Raw genomic sequence first — 15,323 nt, 5'->3', positions numbered from 1 at the left:
CGGGGCTGGCCGAAATGCGGATTACTTGGCGCCTTCGCTGGCCGAGCCAGTGTTTTTCAGCTTGGTGATGGTATTGGTGGTCAGTTCAACACACTTTTTTTCGTCGCCAGCTTTTTGAGCCTTTAGCGCGTCCGCTTGGGTTTTCTCGATTTCAGCTTTGGTGTCGGCCGACATATTGGCATTGGCTGAAGTATGGGCATCCTTCAGAGCCTGCAGGTTGGCACCACAAAGGTCATCGGCGGCGAACGCCGGGGAACCCAACAGGGCAGCGGTGAGGAACAATCCAGTGAGTGCTGTGCGCTTCATTGTGTATCTCCTTTTATCGCCTGTGGACTCGGTATGGCCGGTCGATGAGGCCCGTCGCCGAGGTCTTTGAGTAAGCCCTGCTCAGATTGGCGGGCTTACTAAGACTGACTGTGCGCAAACGCAGGGGTTCTATTTATTTTTCAGCCTCATGTGAAAAAGCCATATTTCGCGATGTAGGCACCAAAGTGGGGCGATTGCCGCTGCTGTGTAGTGATCAGCCGATTTTCGCCTGTGTGACGCGATCTACCAGATAGACCAGCCCGTGGTAGTCGATACCGCCATGTTGCGACAGGCCAATCTCGCAGGTGCGGCTGGTGGAGATGCCTTCGTTGCAGTGCTGGACGGCGTCTTTAAGAGTGCGCAGTGAGTGGGCGTTCAGCTCCGGGGTGGTAAAGCCTTTATCCCCGGCAAAGCCGCAGCAATGAATGCCTTCCGGGATGACCACGTTCATGCTGCACAGGCGCGCCAGCTCAATCAGTGCCTGGCTTTCGCCCAGATGCTGGGTGCTGCAGGTGACGTGTACGGCGATGGGTTCTTGCTGGGGTGTGAAGGTCAGTTTGTCGAGCAGATGCGTGCGGATAAAACGTACGGGATCGTATAGGTCCAGGCGTGTGTCTTTGAGGTTTTCCATCAGGCGCAAGGTGCACGGGCTGGTGTCGCAGTAGATCGGATCGAGCCCGCCCCGACTGGCTTTGCTCAGTGCTGCGAGGAGTTGCTGGCGCTTGTCGTCGGCCTGTTCGCTGTAACCTTTTGAGGCAAAAGGCTGGCCGCAGCACAAGTTGTCCTGATCGTCGGGGAATACCACTTGGTAGCCGGCTTTTTCGAGAAGGGCACGGGTTTTATCCATCAGTGACATTTGCTCTTTGTCCCCGGCAGCAGGGCCCATGACCCGCGACACGCAGGCGGCGAGATAGACCACGCGGGGGCGTTGGTCCTCGACGGGCGGGCTGAAGCGAATCGCTTGTTCGGGCTGCGGCATGGCGGGGGACCACTGGGGTACGCGCCCGGCGGAGGCTTTGCTCAACGCAGCGGATATTTTTGCCAGGCGTGGCGCGCCCAACAGCATGCGCGCGCCATTGGCGGCGTGCAGGGTGAAGCGCGCGCCTTGCAGCATGGTTTTGAAGTGATTGGCCATCCAGCCTGCGGCTTGTGTGTGACTGGCTTCCTGGCTGCGCAGCTTTTTGATCAGCTCGCCGGTATTGATGCCGACGGGGCAGCGTTGCGCGCACAGGCCGGTGGCGGCGCAGGTTTCGATGCCTTGATAGTGGTAGGCCTTTTCCAGTTCATCGGTGTTGATGCCTGCACGTTTACGCGCCTGAATGTCGCGCCAGATGACGATGCGTTGGCGTGGGCTGAGGGTCAGGCCTTTGGAAGGGCACACCGGTTCGCAGAAACCACACTCGATGCATTTATCGATGATTTCATCGGCGGCGGGCAGTGGTTTCAGGTGCTTGAGGTGGATCTGTGGATCAGTGCTCAACACCACGTCGGGGTTGAGAATGCCATTGGAGTCGAGCAGCCGTTTGAGTTGCCACATCAGTTGATAGGCGTCGTGGCCCCATTCCAATTCGACGAAGGGCGCCATGTTGCGGCCGGTGCCGTGTTCGGCCTTGAGCGAGCCGCCGAATTCGACGGCCACGAGTTGCGCGACGTCTTCCATGAACGCCTGATAGCGGGCGACTTCTTCAGGGTTGTTGAAGCCCTGGGTGAAGACGAAATGCAGATTACCTTCCAGCGCATGGCCGAACAGGATGGCTTCGTCGTAGTGGTGTTTGTCGAACAGCGCGATGAGGCGCCGCACGCCGATGGCTAGTTGTTCGACGGGGAAGGTGACGTCTTCGATGATCACTGTAGTGCCGGTCTGGCGGACTGCGCCGACGGCAGGAAAGGTGTCTTTGCGAATGGCCCAAAGGCGAGCGTTTTCCAGCGGGTCTTCGGTGAAGTCGACTTGTTTCTCCACTGGAAAAGATGTCAGCGAGGCCATGATCTGCGCCAGTTGTTCATGCAGTAAAGGGCGCGAGGCGGCGCGGGCTTCGATCAGCAGCGCGCAGGCATTTGCCGACAGTTCACGTACGAAAGCGGGCATACCGGGTTTGTCCTGCACCGAGCGCATGCTGCGTCGGTCGAGCAACTCCACGGCGGCCACGGGCTGGCTTTTCAGGACGGTGACGGCGTTGCAGCAGGTTTCTACGTCCGGGAAGACGATCAGTGCAGAGGCTTTATTAGGATGGTCGATGACGGTGTCGTAGGTCACCGCACTGATAAAACCCAGCGTGCCCTCGGACCCGACCAACAGGTGGCTGAGGATATCCAGTGGCTCATCGAAATCCACCAGAGCGTTGAGTGACAGGCCAGTAGTATTTTTCAGGCGGTATTTGTGGCGAATCTTTGTGGCTAGTTCGGTGTTGGCGCGGGTTTTACGGCCCAGTCTGGCAAGCTCTTCCAGCAAGTCGGCATGGCTGACACGAAAGGCCGCAACGCTGTTCGGGTCTTCTGTGTCGATCAGTGTGCCGTCGGCCAATACCACGCGGATCCCTGCGAGGGTGTGGTAAGTATTTTGCGCCGTGCCGCAGCACATGCCGCTGGCGTTGTTGGCGACGATGCCGCCGATTTTGCAGGCGTTGATTGAGGCCGGGTCCGGGCCGATCTTGCGGCCATAGGGTGCGAGCCAGGCGTTGGCTTGCGCACCGATAACGCCCGGTTGCAGGCGGATTTGCGTGCCGTGCTCACGCACTTCGCGGCCGTTCCAGTTATCGCCCAATACCAATAGCACCGAGTCGCTGATGGCCTGGCCGGAGAGGCTGGTGCCTGCGGCGCGAAAGGTCACCGGGACTTTTTCGCGCTGGGCCAGTTTGAGCAAGGCGATGACTTCGTCTTCGGATTCAACGCGGATCACCAGTTTGGGAATCAGCCGGTAAAAGCTCGCGTCGGTGCCGAAGGCCAATGTTGAAAGCTGATCTTCGAAACGGCGATTCTCAGGGATCAAGCGGTTGGCTTCGGTCAGGAAGGAGGCAGGGAGGCTCATGCGGTCTTCCTCAGGCAGTCAGGGGCTCAGGTTTTCAGGATTAGCGACGTCGCGGCATCTGGCGTGCCGCGTACGTTTTGATGCGTGAACTCAGACGCCCAATTCACGGACAAGGGAATCCCGGGAAATCTCGCTGATGGATTTGGCCCCGGTCAGCACCATGGCTACGCGCATCTCTTTTTCGAACAGGTCGAGCAGGTTCTTCACGCCAGCCTCGCCGTGGGTGGCCAGGGCGTAAATGAACGCGCGGCCGATGAGCACGGCGTCGGCGCCCAGAGCGATCATTCGCACCACGTCCAGCCCGCTGCGGATGCCGGAATCAGCGAGGATCTTGAGATCGCCTTTTACGGCGTCGGCGATGGCGGGCAGGGCGCGAGCGCTGGACAGTACGCCGTCGAGCTGGCGGCCGCCGTGATTGGAAACAATGATGCCGTCAGCGCCGAATTTCACCGCGTCGCGGGCGTCTTCCGGGTCGAGAATGCCCTTGATCAGCATGGGGCCGTCCCAGGTGTCGCGGATCCACTCCAGGTCCTTCCAGGAAATGGACGGATCGAAGTTGTTGCCCAGCCAGCCAATATAGTCGGCAAGGCCCGTCGGGTTACCACGATAGGTCGAGATGTTGCCCAGGTCGTGGGGGCGGCCGTTGACGCCGACGTCCCACGCCCATTGAGGATGGGTCATGGCTTGCAGCACGCGGCGCATCGGGCCGTTTGCGCCGCTCATGCCGTGATGGGCGTCACGGTAGCGTGCGCCTGGTACCGGCATGTCCACGGTGAACACCAGCGTTTTGACCCCGGCGGCTTTGGCGCGCTCCAGGGCGTTGCGCATGAAGCCGCGGTCCTTGAGCACGTAGAGCTGAAACCAGATGGGGCGGTCGATGGCCGGAGCGACTTCTTCAATGGGGCAGACCGACACGGTGGACAAGGTGAACGGGATACCTTTGCTGGCGGCTGCGCGTGCTGCCTGTACTTCGCCTCGCCGGGCGTACATGCCGCACAACCCGATGGGCGCCAAGGCCATGGGCATGCTCATGGTTTCGCCGAACAGCGAGGTTTCCAGATTCAGTTCGGACATGTTTTTCAGCACGCGCTGGCGCAGGGCAATGCTGGCAAGGTCCGAGACATTGTGGCGCAACGTGTGCTCAGCGTAAGCGCCGCCGTCAGCGTAGTGAAACAGGAACGGCGGCAGCTTGCGTTGCGCTGCTGCGCGATAGTCAGTGGAGGCGGAAATAATCATGGGCTCTCACAACTTGAGTAAGTGGGCAGCCGGGCGCGCTGAGTGCGCCCGGCGCTTGTTTCATCAGTGCACCAGCATGCCGGTGAACCAGTACGCCTGGGCGTAGGTCATGCAGCCGATGATGGTGGCGAAGAAAATGCTGTGCTTGAGGGTGAAACGGAACAAGTCGGACTCCTTGCCCACCAGGCCGGTCGCTGCGCAGGCAACGGCGATGGATTGCGGGGAAATCATCTTGCCCGTCACGCCGCCCGTGGAGTTGGCCGCGACCATCAGCACATCACTGACACCCACTTGATGCGCGGTGGTGGCTTGCAGTGAGCCGAACAGTGCGTTGGACGAGGTGTCCGAACCGGTCAGAAACACGCCCAGCCAACCCAGGAACGGCGAGAAGAACGGGAAGGCTGCGCCGGTGCCCGCCAGTACCAGCGCCAGGGTCGAGGACATGCCCGAGTAGTTCATGACGAAGGCAAAGGCCAGCACCATGCCGATGGACACGATGGCCCAGCGCAGTTCTTTCAGGGTTTCTTTGAACGTAGTCAGACCGGTGCTCGGCGTGATCCGCAACACGATCATTGCGAGGATGGCGGAGAACAGAATCGCCGTACCCGACGCTGCGATGAGGTCGAACTTGTACACGGCAGGCATGGCTGTCGCGGTCGCAACGATGGGTGCGGTTTTCATCACCAGTTGGTCGAGGTACGGAATAGGGATGTTCATCGTCCACGCCTGCATGGCGCCACCGGCCAGAAACATCGCCTTGAAGGGCTTCAGCGTCCAGATGGTGACCATCACGGTGAGGATCAGAAACGGCGACCAGGCCTTGAAGATTTGGCCCATGGTGTAGGGCGATTTAACCGAGGAGCGCGGCTGATTGAAACTGCCAGGGTTGCCCATGACTGCTGCGCCGCCGGAGCTGCTGACGACGGTCTCACCCGCTTTTTTGGGCTGCCAGACTTTGAGGAAAAAGGTCAGTGCGACCATGCTCACCAGTGCCGAGGTGATGTCCGGCAGTTCCGGGCCAATGTAGTTGGAGGTCAGGTATTGGGTAATCCCGAAGCTCAGGCCTGCGACCAGTGCGGCGGGCCAGGTTTCTTTGACGCCTTTGACGCCGTCCATCATGAACATCAGCCAGAACGGCACGAACACCGACAGGAACGGTAATTGCCGACCCGCCATGGCGCCAATCTTGAACGGGTCGAGGCCTGAAACCTGACCCGCCACGATTACCGGAATCCCCAAGGCTCCGAACGCGACCGGCGCGGTGTTGGCGATCAGACACAAGCCTGCCGCGTAAAGCGGGTTCAGACCGAGGCCGACCAGCAAGGCGGCGGTGATTGCTACCGGTGCGCCGAAGCCTGCCGCACCTTCCAGAAAAGCCCCAAAACAAAACGCGATCAACAGCACTTGCAGGCGCTGGTCATCGGTAATGGACATGACCGAGCTGCGGATGATCTCGAACTGTCCGCTTTTGACGGTCAGTTTGTAGAGGAATACCGCAGCTACGATGATCCATGCGATGGGCCACAGCCCGTACGCAAACCCATATCCAGCGGCCGCGAGCGCCATGCCGGCCGGCATCTGGAACGCAAAGATTGCGACCAGCACCGATAACGCCAGCGTAATACTGCCAGCGATGTGCCCTTTGAGCCTGAAGACGGCCAATGCCAGAAAGAAAAACACGATGGGTATGAGTGCAGCGGCGGCCGAAAGGCCAAGACTGCCCAAGGGTGTGTAGAGCTGTTGCCAGGTTTGCATATGGGAGGCCCCTAATTGTTTTTGGATAGGCCCGGTATTCCGTGTCTTACGTGCGAGGCTTCGGTCTTACGCCCAGGGTGGCGGACGTCTTGCCGATGCTGACGAACGAATCGCACAGCTCACCAGTTCAAGCCTTTCGTCATCCCGAAAGGTTCTTGCAGCGCAGTAGAGAGTAGCTGCTGACGCTGGCATTGGATAATTGGTAATACCAATTTACAATGTCTGGTCGCTAGCGTAGAAGCGTTGCTATTGATGTGTCAATTTGCGGTGGTGCGACTTTCGTAGGAGACCCTGTGAAATGCGCTGCTGATCCGGCTTTTCAGCCGGTATCTGGCGGGTGCTTGAAGGGCGGCAATGAGCCAGAATACGCGGGCCCGACAATACGATCGGGGAGTGGAGTGAAAGTGATGGGCTTTGATCAGGTGCGTCAGCGCCGTTTGTCCGACGATATTGTCGAGCAGCTTGAACGAATGATTCTTGAGGGCACGTTGAAATCCGGCGGTCGTCTGCCTGCCGAGCGTTTGCTTGCCGAGCAATTTGGTGTTTCCCGACCCTCCCTGCGCGAAGCGATTCAGAAACTGACCGCCAAGGGCTTGTTGATGAGCCGTCAGGGCGGCGGTAATTATGTGGTGGAAAACATTGGTTCGACCTTTAGCGATCCGCTGCTGCATCTGCTGGAAAGCAGCCCGGATGCGCAGCGCGACTTGCTGGAGTTTCGTCACACGCTTGAGGCGTCCTGCGCTTATTACGCGGCCATGCGTGCGACGGATGTGGATCGCGAGCGTTTGCGGTTAGCGTTCGACACGTTGCAGGATTGTTATGGGCGCGAGGGGGAGGTCAGTCGAGCGGAGGAGGGCGCGGCGGATGCCAGTTTTCACATGGCCATTGCTGAAGCCAGTCATAACGCGATTTTGCTGCACACCATTCGCGGTCTATTCGATCTGCTGAAGCGCAACGTGGTGACCAATATCGGCGGAATGTACAAACAGCGCAGCGAAACCCGCGACATGCTGATCAGTCAGCACCGGGAGTTATACACAGCGATTATCGAAGGCCGCGCGGACGATGCCCGCGATATTTCCAGTCGTCATTTGCTGTACGTGCAGGAAGTCCTGGAAGAAGTGCGGCAGCAGGCGCAGCGCACGGCTCGGGCTGAGCGGCGTAATGGGATGTGATTTTGGCTAGACCAGTACGGCGCTAAACCGGTGGGAGCGAATTCATTCGCGAAAGCGTGGGTACAGCCGATGAAGGTTTATCGACTGTACCGACCTCTTCGCGAATGAATTCGCTCCCACGGGGATTTACGCTTAATTAATCATCCTTACCCTTGGTCCGCACGGCACGTTGCAGCTCGCGATCGGAATCACGTTCACGCTCGGTATGGCGCTTGTCGTATTCCTTTTTACCTTTGCCCAGAGCAATTTCGCACTTGATCAAGTGCTGCTTCCAGTAAAGGGAAAGAGCCACGCAGGCATAGCCTTTCTGCTGTACAGACGACGTCAGCTTTTCAAGCTCGCGCTGGTTCAGCAGCAGTTTACGGGTGCGTGTCGGGTCAGCGATGACGTGCGTGCTGGCTGTCGTCAACGGCGAAATGTGGCTACCCATCAGCCAGGCTTCACCGTCTTTGAGCAGCACGTAACTGTCGACCAGCTGTACCTTGTTGGCACGCAGACTTTTTACTTCCCAACCAGCCAGGACCAGACCGGCCTCGAACTTGTGTTCGATGAAGTAATCGTGACGCGCCTTTTTATTTTGCGCGATGGTCCCTGTAGGGTGTTTCTTGAGCTTAGCCATAGGCGACGCATTATAGGGACTCGCTTCAAAGTCGGCTATGGGAAGCTGCACGCTTGAGCACGATGATTTAATCCCGGACAATGCGCCTGCTTCTACCCAGTATTTCTGGCCCTGAAGCAAAGGTGACTAATATTTCATTCGAACCGATGCTGGCTCGCCAGGTCGATTTGTTCATCACGCTGTTCACCACGGTGACGTGTGTTTGCAGTATCCGCAGGTTGGGTGACGAGCCTTGGCGCTCCTTGCTTTGACGTTTTTTTGATGCGCTATGTGGCGCCGTTCGGCATTCTTGTAGTATCTGCCGCGCAGCTTTGGAATTGACGCTGACATGACTACGCATATTCAACGTTCCGCTCTTTTGCCCTATCCGGCCAAGGATCTCTATGACCTGGTCAATGATGTGGAGCGCTATTCGGAATTCTTGCCCTGGTGCTCTGCCTCCAAGGTGCTTGAGGCGAGCGAGGAGCACATGCGTGCCAGCCTGGAGATCGCTAAAGGCGGCCTGAGCCAGCATTTTGTTACGAAAAACACGCTGGTGCCGGGTCAGTCCATCGTGATGGATCTGGTCGAAGGGCCTTTCGAGCAGTTGCATGGCGTCTGGACGTTCAAGGCGCTGGGCGAGAAAGCCTGCAAGATCAGCCTCGATCTTTCCTTCGATTACGCGGGCCCGATCGTACGTGCCACGCTTGGACCTTTGTTCAATCAGGCGGCTAATACGTTGGTGGACGCGTTCTGCCAGCGAGCGAAAGAGTTGCATGTCTGAGGCAATCATCACGATTGAGGTGATGCACGCCGGTGTAGATCGACAGTTTTTGCAGGCTGTCGAGGTCCCGGCAGGTTCAACTGTTCAACAGGCGTTGCTGCTGTCAGGTATCGGTAACGAGTTTCCCGAACTGGATCTGGCGAGTTGCCCGGTGGGGATCTTCGGTAAGGTTGTAAGCCGCGAGCGTGCTCTTGAGCAGGGCGACCGAATTGAGATCTATCGTCCGCTGCTGGCTGATCCGAAAGAAGTTCGGCGCTTGCGAGCTGCCAAAGCAGCCAAGGCTCGGAAGGAGAGTGAGCGTTAGGCCCATTGTTTCAGCGAATCACAGACAGCAAAAAGCCCGGCATGCCGGGCTTTTTTGTGCCTGCGGTAATTGCTTACTGCGGCGACACATCCAGTGGTTCCTGAGTCGGAACAGGGACTGTCTCGACTTTGTCGACGTCCTTCTGGATCTGATCAAGCAGCGAACCTGGCTTGGCCGGTTCTTCTTTCGGCTGCTCTGGCGTGGCTGTGGAATTACCGTCATTGCCGAGAATGGCTTCGTCGCGGCTCACGCCAGGCATGAAGTCACCCGACAGACTGACCAATTGGTCGTTGCCGTTGAAGATCAGCGACACACGCTCTTGCTGACGTTCACCGCCACCAGGCTGCAAGCTGTACAGGTAATCCCAGCGATCGGCATGGAAAGTGTCGGTCAGCAGAGGGTTGCCCATGATAAACCGTACTTGCCGTCGGGTCATTCCCGGCCTTAACTGGTCTATCATGTCCTGCGTGACGACATTGCCTTGCTGGATGTCGATTTTGTAAACCCCGGGGAATGAACAACCGGCGAGTGCGAGCAGTCCCACAAGGGTGAAACTGGTTAGCAGGAGCTTGGTGTTTTGCATCGGTGGGCGACTTCCACTATCTTGGCTGGGACAACGTAAACCCCGATCATACCTGCATTAAGAGAAGCTGCGAAGCAGCGTCTGCGAGAAAGCTGACCATGGTTGAAAATAGCGAACTACGAAAAGCCGGACTTAAAGTGACCCTGCCACGGGTCAAAATACTACAGATGCTCGATTCCGCCGAGCAGCGCCACATGAGTGCCGAGGATGTTTACAAGGCACTGATGGAAGCTAGCGAGGACGTCGGACTGGCCACGGTTTACCGTGTCCTGACCCAATTCGAAGCTGCCGGATTAGTGGTTCGCCACAATTTCGACGGTGGACATGCGGTGTTCGAACTGGCTGACGGCGGCCACCACGACCATATGGTCAACGTGGAATCCGGAGAAGTGATCGAATTCTTCGACGAAGAAATCGAAAAGCTTCAGAAGGCGATTGTCGAGCGGCACGGTTTCGATTTGGTGGATCACAATTTGGTGCTGTACGTGCGCAATAAAAAGGCTTAAATCTTTTTTGACGCAACAGCAAAGGCGACCCTAGGGTCGCCTTTGTGCGTTTTGCAGGGCAAGGTGGGAAAGATGAACCCGTAGGACTGGCTTTAGCCTGGAGGACATTGTTCCTGACGATGGATATGTAGATAGCGCACTGACTCTCTCCCGGCTAAAGCCGGTCCTACGGGATGTCGGTGTGTCAGTGCTATCCATCAGCTCTTCGCGGTCACCACCATTTTCTTCGCATGGGCCAGAGACTCTTTCGTCAGGTCGATCCCGCCCAGCATCCTCGCGACTTCTTCTATACGTTCGTTCTTGCTCAGTTTTGAAACAGCAGTGCGCGTGGCTTCGCTGTCGCGGACCTTGTGAACAAACAGATGCTGATGCCCCTGCGCGGCGACTTGTGGCAAGTGCGTCACGGTCATGACCTGACCGCGATCACCCAGGCGACGCAATAGCTGACCAACGATCTCGGCCGTTGGGCCGCCGATCCCGACATCCACTTCGTCGAATACCAGCGTCGGGACTCGAGATGTCTGCGCGGTGATCACCTGAATGGCCAGACTGATCCGGGATAGCTCGCCGCCCGAAGCCACTTTTGCCAATGCTTTCAACGGCTGGCCAGGGTTAGCGCTGACCAGCAGCTCAACCTGCTCAAGGCCGTTGGGCAACAATTCTTTCTCAGGATTGGCCTTTAGCTCGATGCTGAATCGCCCGCCCGGCATGCCTAGACGCTGGATTTCATGCTCTACGGCGGCTGCCAGTTCCGGCGCTGCGCGATGGCGCAGATCGCTCAATTCCCGGGCCTTCTCTTTATAGTGACGGGCGAACGACGACAATTCATTTTCCAGTCGCTCGATCGCTTCGTCGTTGGCATTCAATGTTTCGATTTCGTCCAGCAGCTTCTGTTGAAGTGTCGCGACTTCAGTCGGCTGGATGCGATGCTTGCGTGCCAGTGTGTAGATCGCGTCGAGACGTTCTTCGAGGTGCTGCAGGCGCGCAGGATCAGCGTCGAAATGATCCAGAAAGCGATTGAGCTCACCAACGGCTTCTTCTACCTGAATCTGTGCACTGGACAGCAGATTGGTCGCTTCGCTCAGGGCGGTCGGCGAGTCATTGACGCTGCCCAGGCGGTGCAGGCTGGCAGTCAATGCATTCAACACATTGCCAGAATCGTTTTCGCTGCACTGCTCGACAACCTGACGGCAGATGCTCAGCAGACTTTCTGCATTGGTCAGGGTTTTCTGTTCTTGCTCAAGTTGCTCCAGCTCGTTTTCGCCCAGGCTGAGGCTTTCCAGCTCTTCAAGCTGATAGCTCAGAAGCTGGTGGCGTGCACGTTGCTCGTCGCCGGAGTTAGAGAGCCTGTCCAGTTCCTGCCGGGTCTGGCGCCAGCGTTGGGCAGCCAGTTGTACCTGGCGAGCCAGATCAGTCGCGCCCGCGTATTCGTCCAGCAGACGTCGATGGGTATCGGTCTTGAGCAGTGACTGATGCTCGTGCTGGCTGTGAATGTCGATAAGCAGCTCGCCCAGTGCCTTCAAGTCACCCTGGGGGCAGGGCGTGCCATTGATGTAGGAGCGCGAGCGTCCCTCGGCCGTAATGACCCGGCGCAGGATGCACGGACCGTCATTGTCCAGGTCGCGCTCCTTGAGCCAGGCCTGTGCTTCAGGGATGTCGATCAGGTCGAACGTCGCGAGAATGTCTGCCTTATCTGCGCCGGGGCGAACCACGCCGCTGTCGGCTCTGTCGCCCAGAGTCAGGCCAAGGGCATCGAGCATGATCGATTTGCCTGCCCCGGTCTCACCGGTGATTACGCTCATGCCACGGTCCAGCTCGAGATCGAGGTGTTCAACGATGGCGTAGTTATGTACGGAAAGGTGCACCAGCATGGAGTGGCTCCCAGGCGATAAGTCTGGTTATTTATACAGTGTTTTATTTGTCGATGACAATGCCCGGATTTAGCTCGATTCGTTCGGCGATACGCTTTTTTTAGTCCATTTGGCGATTTGTTCAAGTGCGATAAGGACTTGGCTTTGGCCGGAAGGTTTGTGAGGACTTTTGTCGATTCGCTGAAATCTGCTCTTGAAGCTGAAAATTCCGCTCCCATATAGGTGGGCAGAAGCGCGATTTGAGCTCGCGGACGTACTTGAAAGGAGAAATCTATGGCTGACGAACAGAATCTGGATGCGCAGACCCAGGACCAGGCTGCCGAAGCAGTCTCCGGTGAAGAATTGGTAACCCGCGTGCAAGTGCTCGAAGAGCAACTGGCCGCGGCGCAGGACCAGTCCCTGCGTGTGGCTGCGGATTTGCAGAATGTCCGCCGCCGTGCAGAACAGGATGTAGAAAAAGCTCACAAGTTTGCGCTTGAGAAGTTTGCGAGTGACTTGTTGCCGATCGTGGACAGCCTTGAGCGTGGTCTGGACTTGTCCAATCCGGACGATGAAAGCATTCGTCCAATGCGCGAAGGTATCGAGCTGACGCTGAAAATGTTTAGCGACACGCTCAAGCGTTACCACCTCGAAGCGATCGATCCCCATGGCCAGCCATTCAATGCCGAGCATCATCAGGCAATGGCCATGCAGGAAAGCGCCGATGTTGAACCAAACAGTGTTTTGAAAGTGTTCCAGAAGGGCTACCAGCTCAATGGTCGTCTGCTGCGCCCGGCTATGGTCGTGGTCAGCAAGGCACCATCGCCTGTTCAGCCATCAATTGATGAGCAGGCTTGAAATCAGCTGTCTGGCCCCCATTTATAGGCCAAGCGTTTAAGAGCTACCGCAATTTGTAAACGCAGTTGCGGCAACCAAATTCAAAATTTCGGGAGATTCACAGATGGGCAGAATTATCGGTATTGACCTGGGGACCACCAACTCTTGCGTCTCCATTCTGGAAAACGGCAGCGTCAAGGTTCTGGAGAACGCCGAAGGCGCTCGTACCACGCCTTCGATCATTGCTTATGCCAACGACGGCGAAATCCTCGTCGGTCAGTCGGCCAAGCGTCAGGCTGTGACCAATCCGCACAACACGCTGTACGCGGTAAAGCGTCTGATCGGTCGTAAGTTCGAAGAAGAAGTCGTTCAGAAAGACATTCAGATGGTCCCTTACAAAATCGCCAAAGCTGACAATGGCGATGCGTGGGTTGAAGTCAACGGCAAGAAAATGTCGCCTCCTCAGATTTCTGCTGAAATCCTGAAGAAGATGAAGAAAACCGCTGAAGACTATCTGGGCGAAGCAGTGACCGAGGCGGTGATCACCGTTCCCGCTTACTTCAACGACAGTCAGCGTCAGGCGACCAAAGACGCCGGTCGTATTGCCGGTCTGGACGTAAAACGTATCATCAACGAACCGACCGCAGCCGCTCTGGCTTACGGCATGGACAAAGCGAAGGGCGACCACACTGTCATCGTTTATGACCTGGGTGGCGGTACTTTCGACGTTTCGGTTATCGAAATTGCTGAAGTTGATGGCGAGCACCAGTTCGAAGTGCTGGCAACCAACGGTGACACGTTCCTGGGTGGTGAAGACTTCGACATTCGTCTGATCGACTACCTCGTTGACGAATTCAAGAAAGAAAGCGGCATGAACCTCAAAGGTGATCCGCTGGCCATGCAGCGTCTGAAAGAAGCCGCTGAGAAAGCCAAGATCGAGCTGTCTTCGAGCAATTCGACCGACGTTAACCTGCCGTACATCACTGCAGACGCGACCGGTCCAAAGCACTTGAACGTGAAAATCTCGCGCGCCAAGCTGGAATCGCTGGTTGAAGACCTGGTTCAGCGCACCATCGAGCCTTGCCGTATCGCGTTGAAAGACTCCGGTATCGACATCAGCGCAATCAACGACGTGATTCTGGTCGGTGGCCAGACTCGTATGCCGTTGGTGCAGCAGAAAGTTACCGAGTTCTTCGGCAAAGAAGCTCGTAAAGATGTTAACCCGGACGAAGCAGTTGCCATGGGTGCCGCTATCCAGGGCGCAGTATTGGCCGGTGATGTTAAAGACGTTCTGCTGCTGGACGTTAGCCCGCTGACCTTGGGTATCGAAACCATGGGCGGCGTAATGACCGCGCTGATCGACAAGAACACCACGATTCCTACCAAGAAATCGCAAGTGTTCTCCACTGCCGACGACAACCAGAACGCCGTGACCATTCACGTGCTGCAAGGTGAGCGTAAGCAGGCTGGTCAGAACAAGTCTCTGGGCAAGTTCGACCTCGCTGAGATTCCACCAGCACCACGTGGCGTTCCACAGATCGAAGTGACCTTCGACATCGACGCCAACGGCATCCTGCACGTAGGCGCCAAAGACAAGGCGACCGGCAAGCAGCAATCGATCGTGATCAAGGCTAACTCCGGTCTGTCGGACGAAGAAATTCAGCAAATGATCCGTGATGCTGAAGCCAACACTGAAGAAGACCGCAAGTTCGAAGAGCTGGCGACCGCGCGTAACCAGGGCGATGCATTGGTTCACTCGACTCGCAAAATGATCTCCGATGCTGGCGACAAAGTGACCGCTGAAGAAAAAACAGCGATCGAAGCTGCGCTGGTTGCTCTGGAAACCGCTATCAAAGGCGATGACAAGGCTGCCATCGACGCCAAAGTCGAAGAACTGTCGAAGGTTTCCGCTCCAGTGGCTCAGAAAATGTACGCCGAGCAGGCAGAGCAACCGGAAGCCGGTGCTCAGGCTGCGAAGGAAGACGCCAAGCCTGCTGACGACGTTGTTGATGCAGAGTTTGAAGAAGTTAAAGACAACAAGTAAGCGCAGGCTCACTTGTAAGCCAGTTGACCGTTTTCGGGCGGTCGCTGGTAGGATGTCGCCGCGCGGGAGCTTGCTCCCGCGTTGGCGTGTCTGGAACAGACGAAATTTTTTCGGCCTGCGGTATTTACCGCAAGCCGGTGTGGCAAGGTCGTCATGCTCCTGCATGCGGCTTGTTCTGCCGCTTTCCCGGTCAGCCTGACCGGTGAAATGAAGACCAGGATCGTTGAATTGACGTGAGTTGGGTCCGGGCCTGTATGGGGCTCAACGAGTTTGGCAAAACTCAGGAGGGTTTTGCCGGACGTCCTCAAGAGTGCGGAAGA

At 57.2% G+C, this 15,323-nt stretch carries 13 protein-coding genes; 6 read left to right on the top strand and 7 right to left on the bottom strand.

From position 1 onward, the window contains the following. Positions 1-21 precede the first annotated feature (21 nt). The 4 genes from AO242_RS06560 to AO242_RS06545 all read right to left on the bottom strand — a co-directional run bounded on the left by AO242_RS06560 (position 22) and on the right by AO242_RS06545 (position 6,322). The gene (locus tag AO242_RS06560) at positions 22-306 is read right to left on the bottom strand and encodes a hypothetical protein (RefSeq protein ID WP_099268125.1); all 285 of its coding nucleotides are present in this window, start codon (positions 304-306) and stop codon (positions 22-24) included. Positions 307-520: 214 nt separating this feature from the next. Then, on the bottom strand, positions 521-3,331 hold the full coding sequence (locus tag AO242_RS06555; protein WP_099268124.1) for an FAD-binding and (Fe-S)-binding domain-containing protein: 2,811 nt from the start codon (positions 3,329-3,331) through the stop codon (positions 521-523). Between the two features lie 90 nt (positions 3,332-3,421). Then, positions 3,422-4,567, bottom strand: coding sequence for an FMN-dependent L-lactate dehydrogenase LldD (gene lldD, locus AO242_RS06550; RefSeq protein WP_027901437.1), 1,146 nt, complete (start codon positions 4,565-4,567; stop codon positions 3,422-3,424). 63 nt (positions 4,568-4,630) lie between these two features. Then, complete coding sequence (locus AO242_RS06545; protein WP_099268123.1) at positions 4,631-6,322, bottom strand: lactate permease LctP family transporter; 1,692 nt, start codon at positions 6,320-6,322, stop codon at positions 4,631-4,633. Positions 6,323-6,729: 407 nt separating this feature from the next. Here AO242_RS06545 and AO242_RS06540 point away from each other — a divergent pair, with 407 nt between their 5' ends. Then, positions 6,730-7,497 carry a GntR family transcriptional regulator gene (locus AO242_RS06540; protein ID WP_027901439.1) on the top strand — a complete coding sequence of 256 codons (768 nt, stop codon included), beginning with the start codon at positions 6,730-6,732 and terminating at the stop codon, positions 7,495-7,497. Between the two features lie 136 nt (positions 7,498-7,633). On the opposite strand, the gene smpB is transcribed toward AO242_RS06540, so the two are convergent. After that, positions 7,634-8,116, bottom strand: a complete 483-nt coding sequence (gene smpB, locus AO242_RS06535) for an SsrA-binding protein SmpB (RefSeq protein WP_027901440.1) — start codon at positions 8,114-8,116, stop codon at positions 7,634-7,636. Positions 8,117-8,444: 328 nt separating this feature from the next. Here smpB and AO242_RS06530 point away from each other — a divergent pair, with 328 nt between their 5' ends. Continuing rightward, positions 8,445-8,879, top strand: a complete 435-nt coding sequence (locus tag AO242_RS06530; protein ID WP_027901441.1) for a type II toxin-antitoxin system RatA family toxin — start codon at positions 8,445-8,447, stop codon at positions 8,877-8,879. Beyond that, a complete protein-coding gene (locus AO242_RS06525; RefSeq protein ID WP_099268122.1) occupies positions 8,872-9,183 on the top strand; it encodes an RnfH family protein in 312 nt (103 codons plus the stop codon). The genes AO242_RS06530 and AO242_RS06525 overlap by 8 nt, the downstream gene beginning before the upstream one ends. A gap of 73 nt (positions 9,184-9,256) precedes the next feature. On the opposite strand, the gene AO242_RS06520 is transcribed toward AO242_RS06525, so the two are convergent. Further along, the gene (locus AO242_RS06520; protein ID WP_095098333.1) at positions 9,257-9,766 is read right to left on the bottom strand and encodes an outer membrane protein assembly factor BamE; all 510 of its coding nucleotides are present in this window, start codon (positions 9,764-9,766) and stop codon (positions 9,257-9,259) included. 98 nt (positions 9,767-9,864) lie between these two features. On the opposite strand from AO242_RS06520, the gene fur reads away from it, so the two are divergent. Beyond that, complete coding sequence (fur, locus tag AO242_RS06515) at positions 9,865-10,272, top strand: ferric iron uptake transcriptional regulator (protein ID WP_002555142.1); 408 nt, start codon at positions 9,865-9,867, stop codon at positions 10,270-10,272. Positions 10,273-10,469: 197 nt separating this feature from the next. Here the strand turns inward: fur and recN are convergent, their stop codons facing one another. Continuing rightward, a complete protein-coding gene (gene recN, locus AO242_RS06510; RefSeq protein ID WP_099268121.1) occupies positions 10,470-12,143 on the bottom strand; it encodes a DNA repair protein RecN in 1,674 nt (557 codons plus the stop codon). A gap of 273 nt (positions 12,144-12,416) precedes the next feature. On the opposite strand from recN, the gene grpE reads away from it, so the two are divergent. Continuing rightward, complete coding sequence (gene grpE, locus AO242_RS06505; RefSeq protein ID WP_027900309.1) at positions 12,417-12,980, top strand: nucleotide exchange factor GrpE; 564 nt, start codon at positions 12,417-12,419, stop codon at positions 12,978-12,980. A gap of 103 nt (positions 12,981-13,083) precedes the next feature. Next, on the top strand, positions 13,084-15,003 hold the full coding sequence (dnaK, locus tag AO242_RS06500; RefSeq protein WP_099268120.1) for a molecular chaperone DnaK: 1,920 nt from the start codon (positions 13,084-13,086) through the stop codon (positions 15,001-15,003). Positions 15,004-15,323: the final 320 nt, after the last annotated feature.

The organism is Pseudomonas sp. ICMP 561 (genome assembly GCF_002699985.1).
Lineage (GTDB): Bacteria > Pseudomonadota > Gammaproteobacteria > Pseudomonadales > Pseudomonadaceae > Aquipseudomonas > Aquipseudomonas quasicaspiana.
This window is presented reverse-complemented; position numbering and strand designations above follow the sequence as displayed.

Coding starts and splice junctions, on each gene's coding strand:
- AO242_RS06560 (WP_099268125.1), bottom strand. CDS start 306: ATGAAGCGCACAGCACTCACTGGATTGTTCCTCACCGCTGCCCTGTTG.
- AO242_RS06555 (WP_099268124.1), bottom strand. CDS start 3,331: ATGAGCCTCCCTGCCTCCTTCCTGACCGAAGCCAACCGCTTGATCCCT.
- lldD (WP_027901437.1), bottom strand. CDS start 4,567: ATGATTATTTCCGCCTCCACTGACTATCGCGCAGCAGCGCAACGCAAG.
- AO242_RS06545 (WP_099268123.1), bottom strand. CDS start 6,322: ATGCAAACCTGGCAACAGCTCTACACACCCTTGGGCAGTCTTGGCCTT.
- AO242_RS06540 (WP_027901439.1), top strand. CDS start 6,730: ATGGGCTTTGATCAGGTGCGTCAGCGCCGTTTGTCCGACGATATTGTC.
- smpB (WP_027901440.1), bottom strand. CDS start 8,116: ATGGCTAAGCTCAAGAAACACCCTACAGGGACCATCGCGCAAAATAAA.
- AO242_RS06530 (WP_027901441.1), top strand. CDS start 8,445: ATGACTACGCATATTCAACGTTCCGCTCTTTTGCCCTATCCGGCCAAG.
- AO242_RS06525 (WP_099268122.1), top strand. CDS start 8,872: ATGTCTGAGGCAATCATCACGATTGAGGTGATGCACGCCGGTGTAGAT.
- AO242_RS06520 (WP_095098333.1), bottom strand. CDS start 9,766: ATGCAAAACACCAAGCTCCTGCTAACCAGTTTCACCCTTGTGGGACTG.
- fur (WP_002555142.1), top strand. CDS start 9,865: ATGGTTGAAAATAGCGAACTACGAAAAGCCGGACTTAAAGTGACCCTG.
- recN (WP_099268121.1), bottom strand. CDS start 12,143: ATGCTGGTGCACCTTTCCGTACATAACTACGCCATCGTTGAACACCTC.
- grpE (WP_027900309.1), top strand. CDS start 12,417: ATGGCTGACGAACAGAATCTGGATGCGCAGACCCAGGACCAGGCTGCC.
- dnaK (WP_099268120.1), top strand. CDS start 13,084: ATGGGCAGAATTATCGGTATTGACCTGGGGACCACCAACTCTTGCGTC.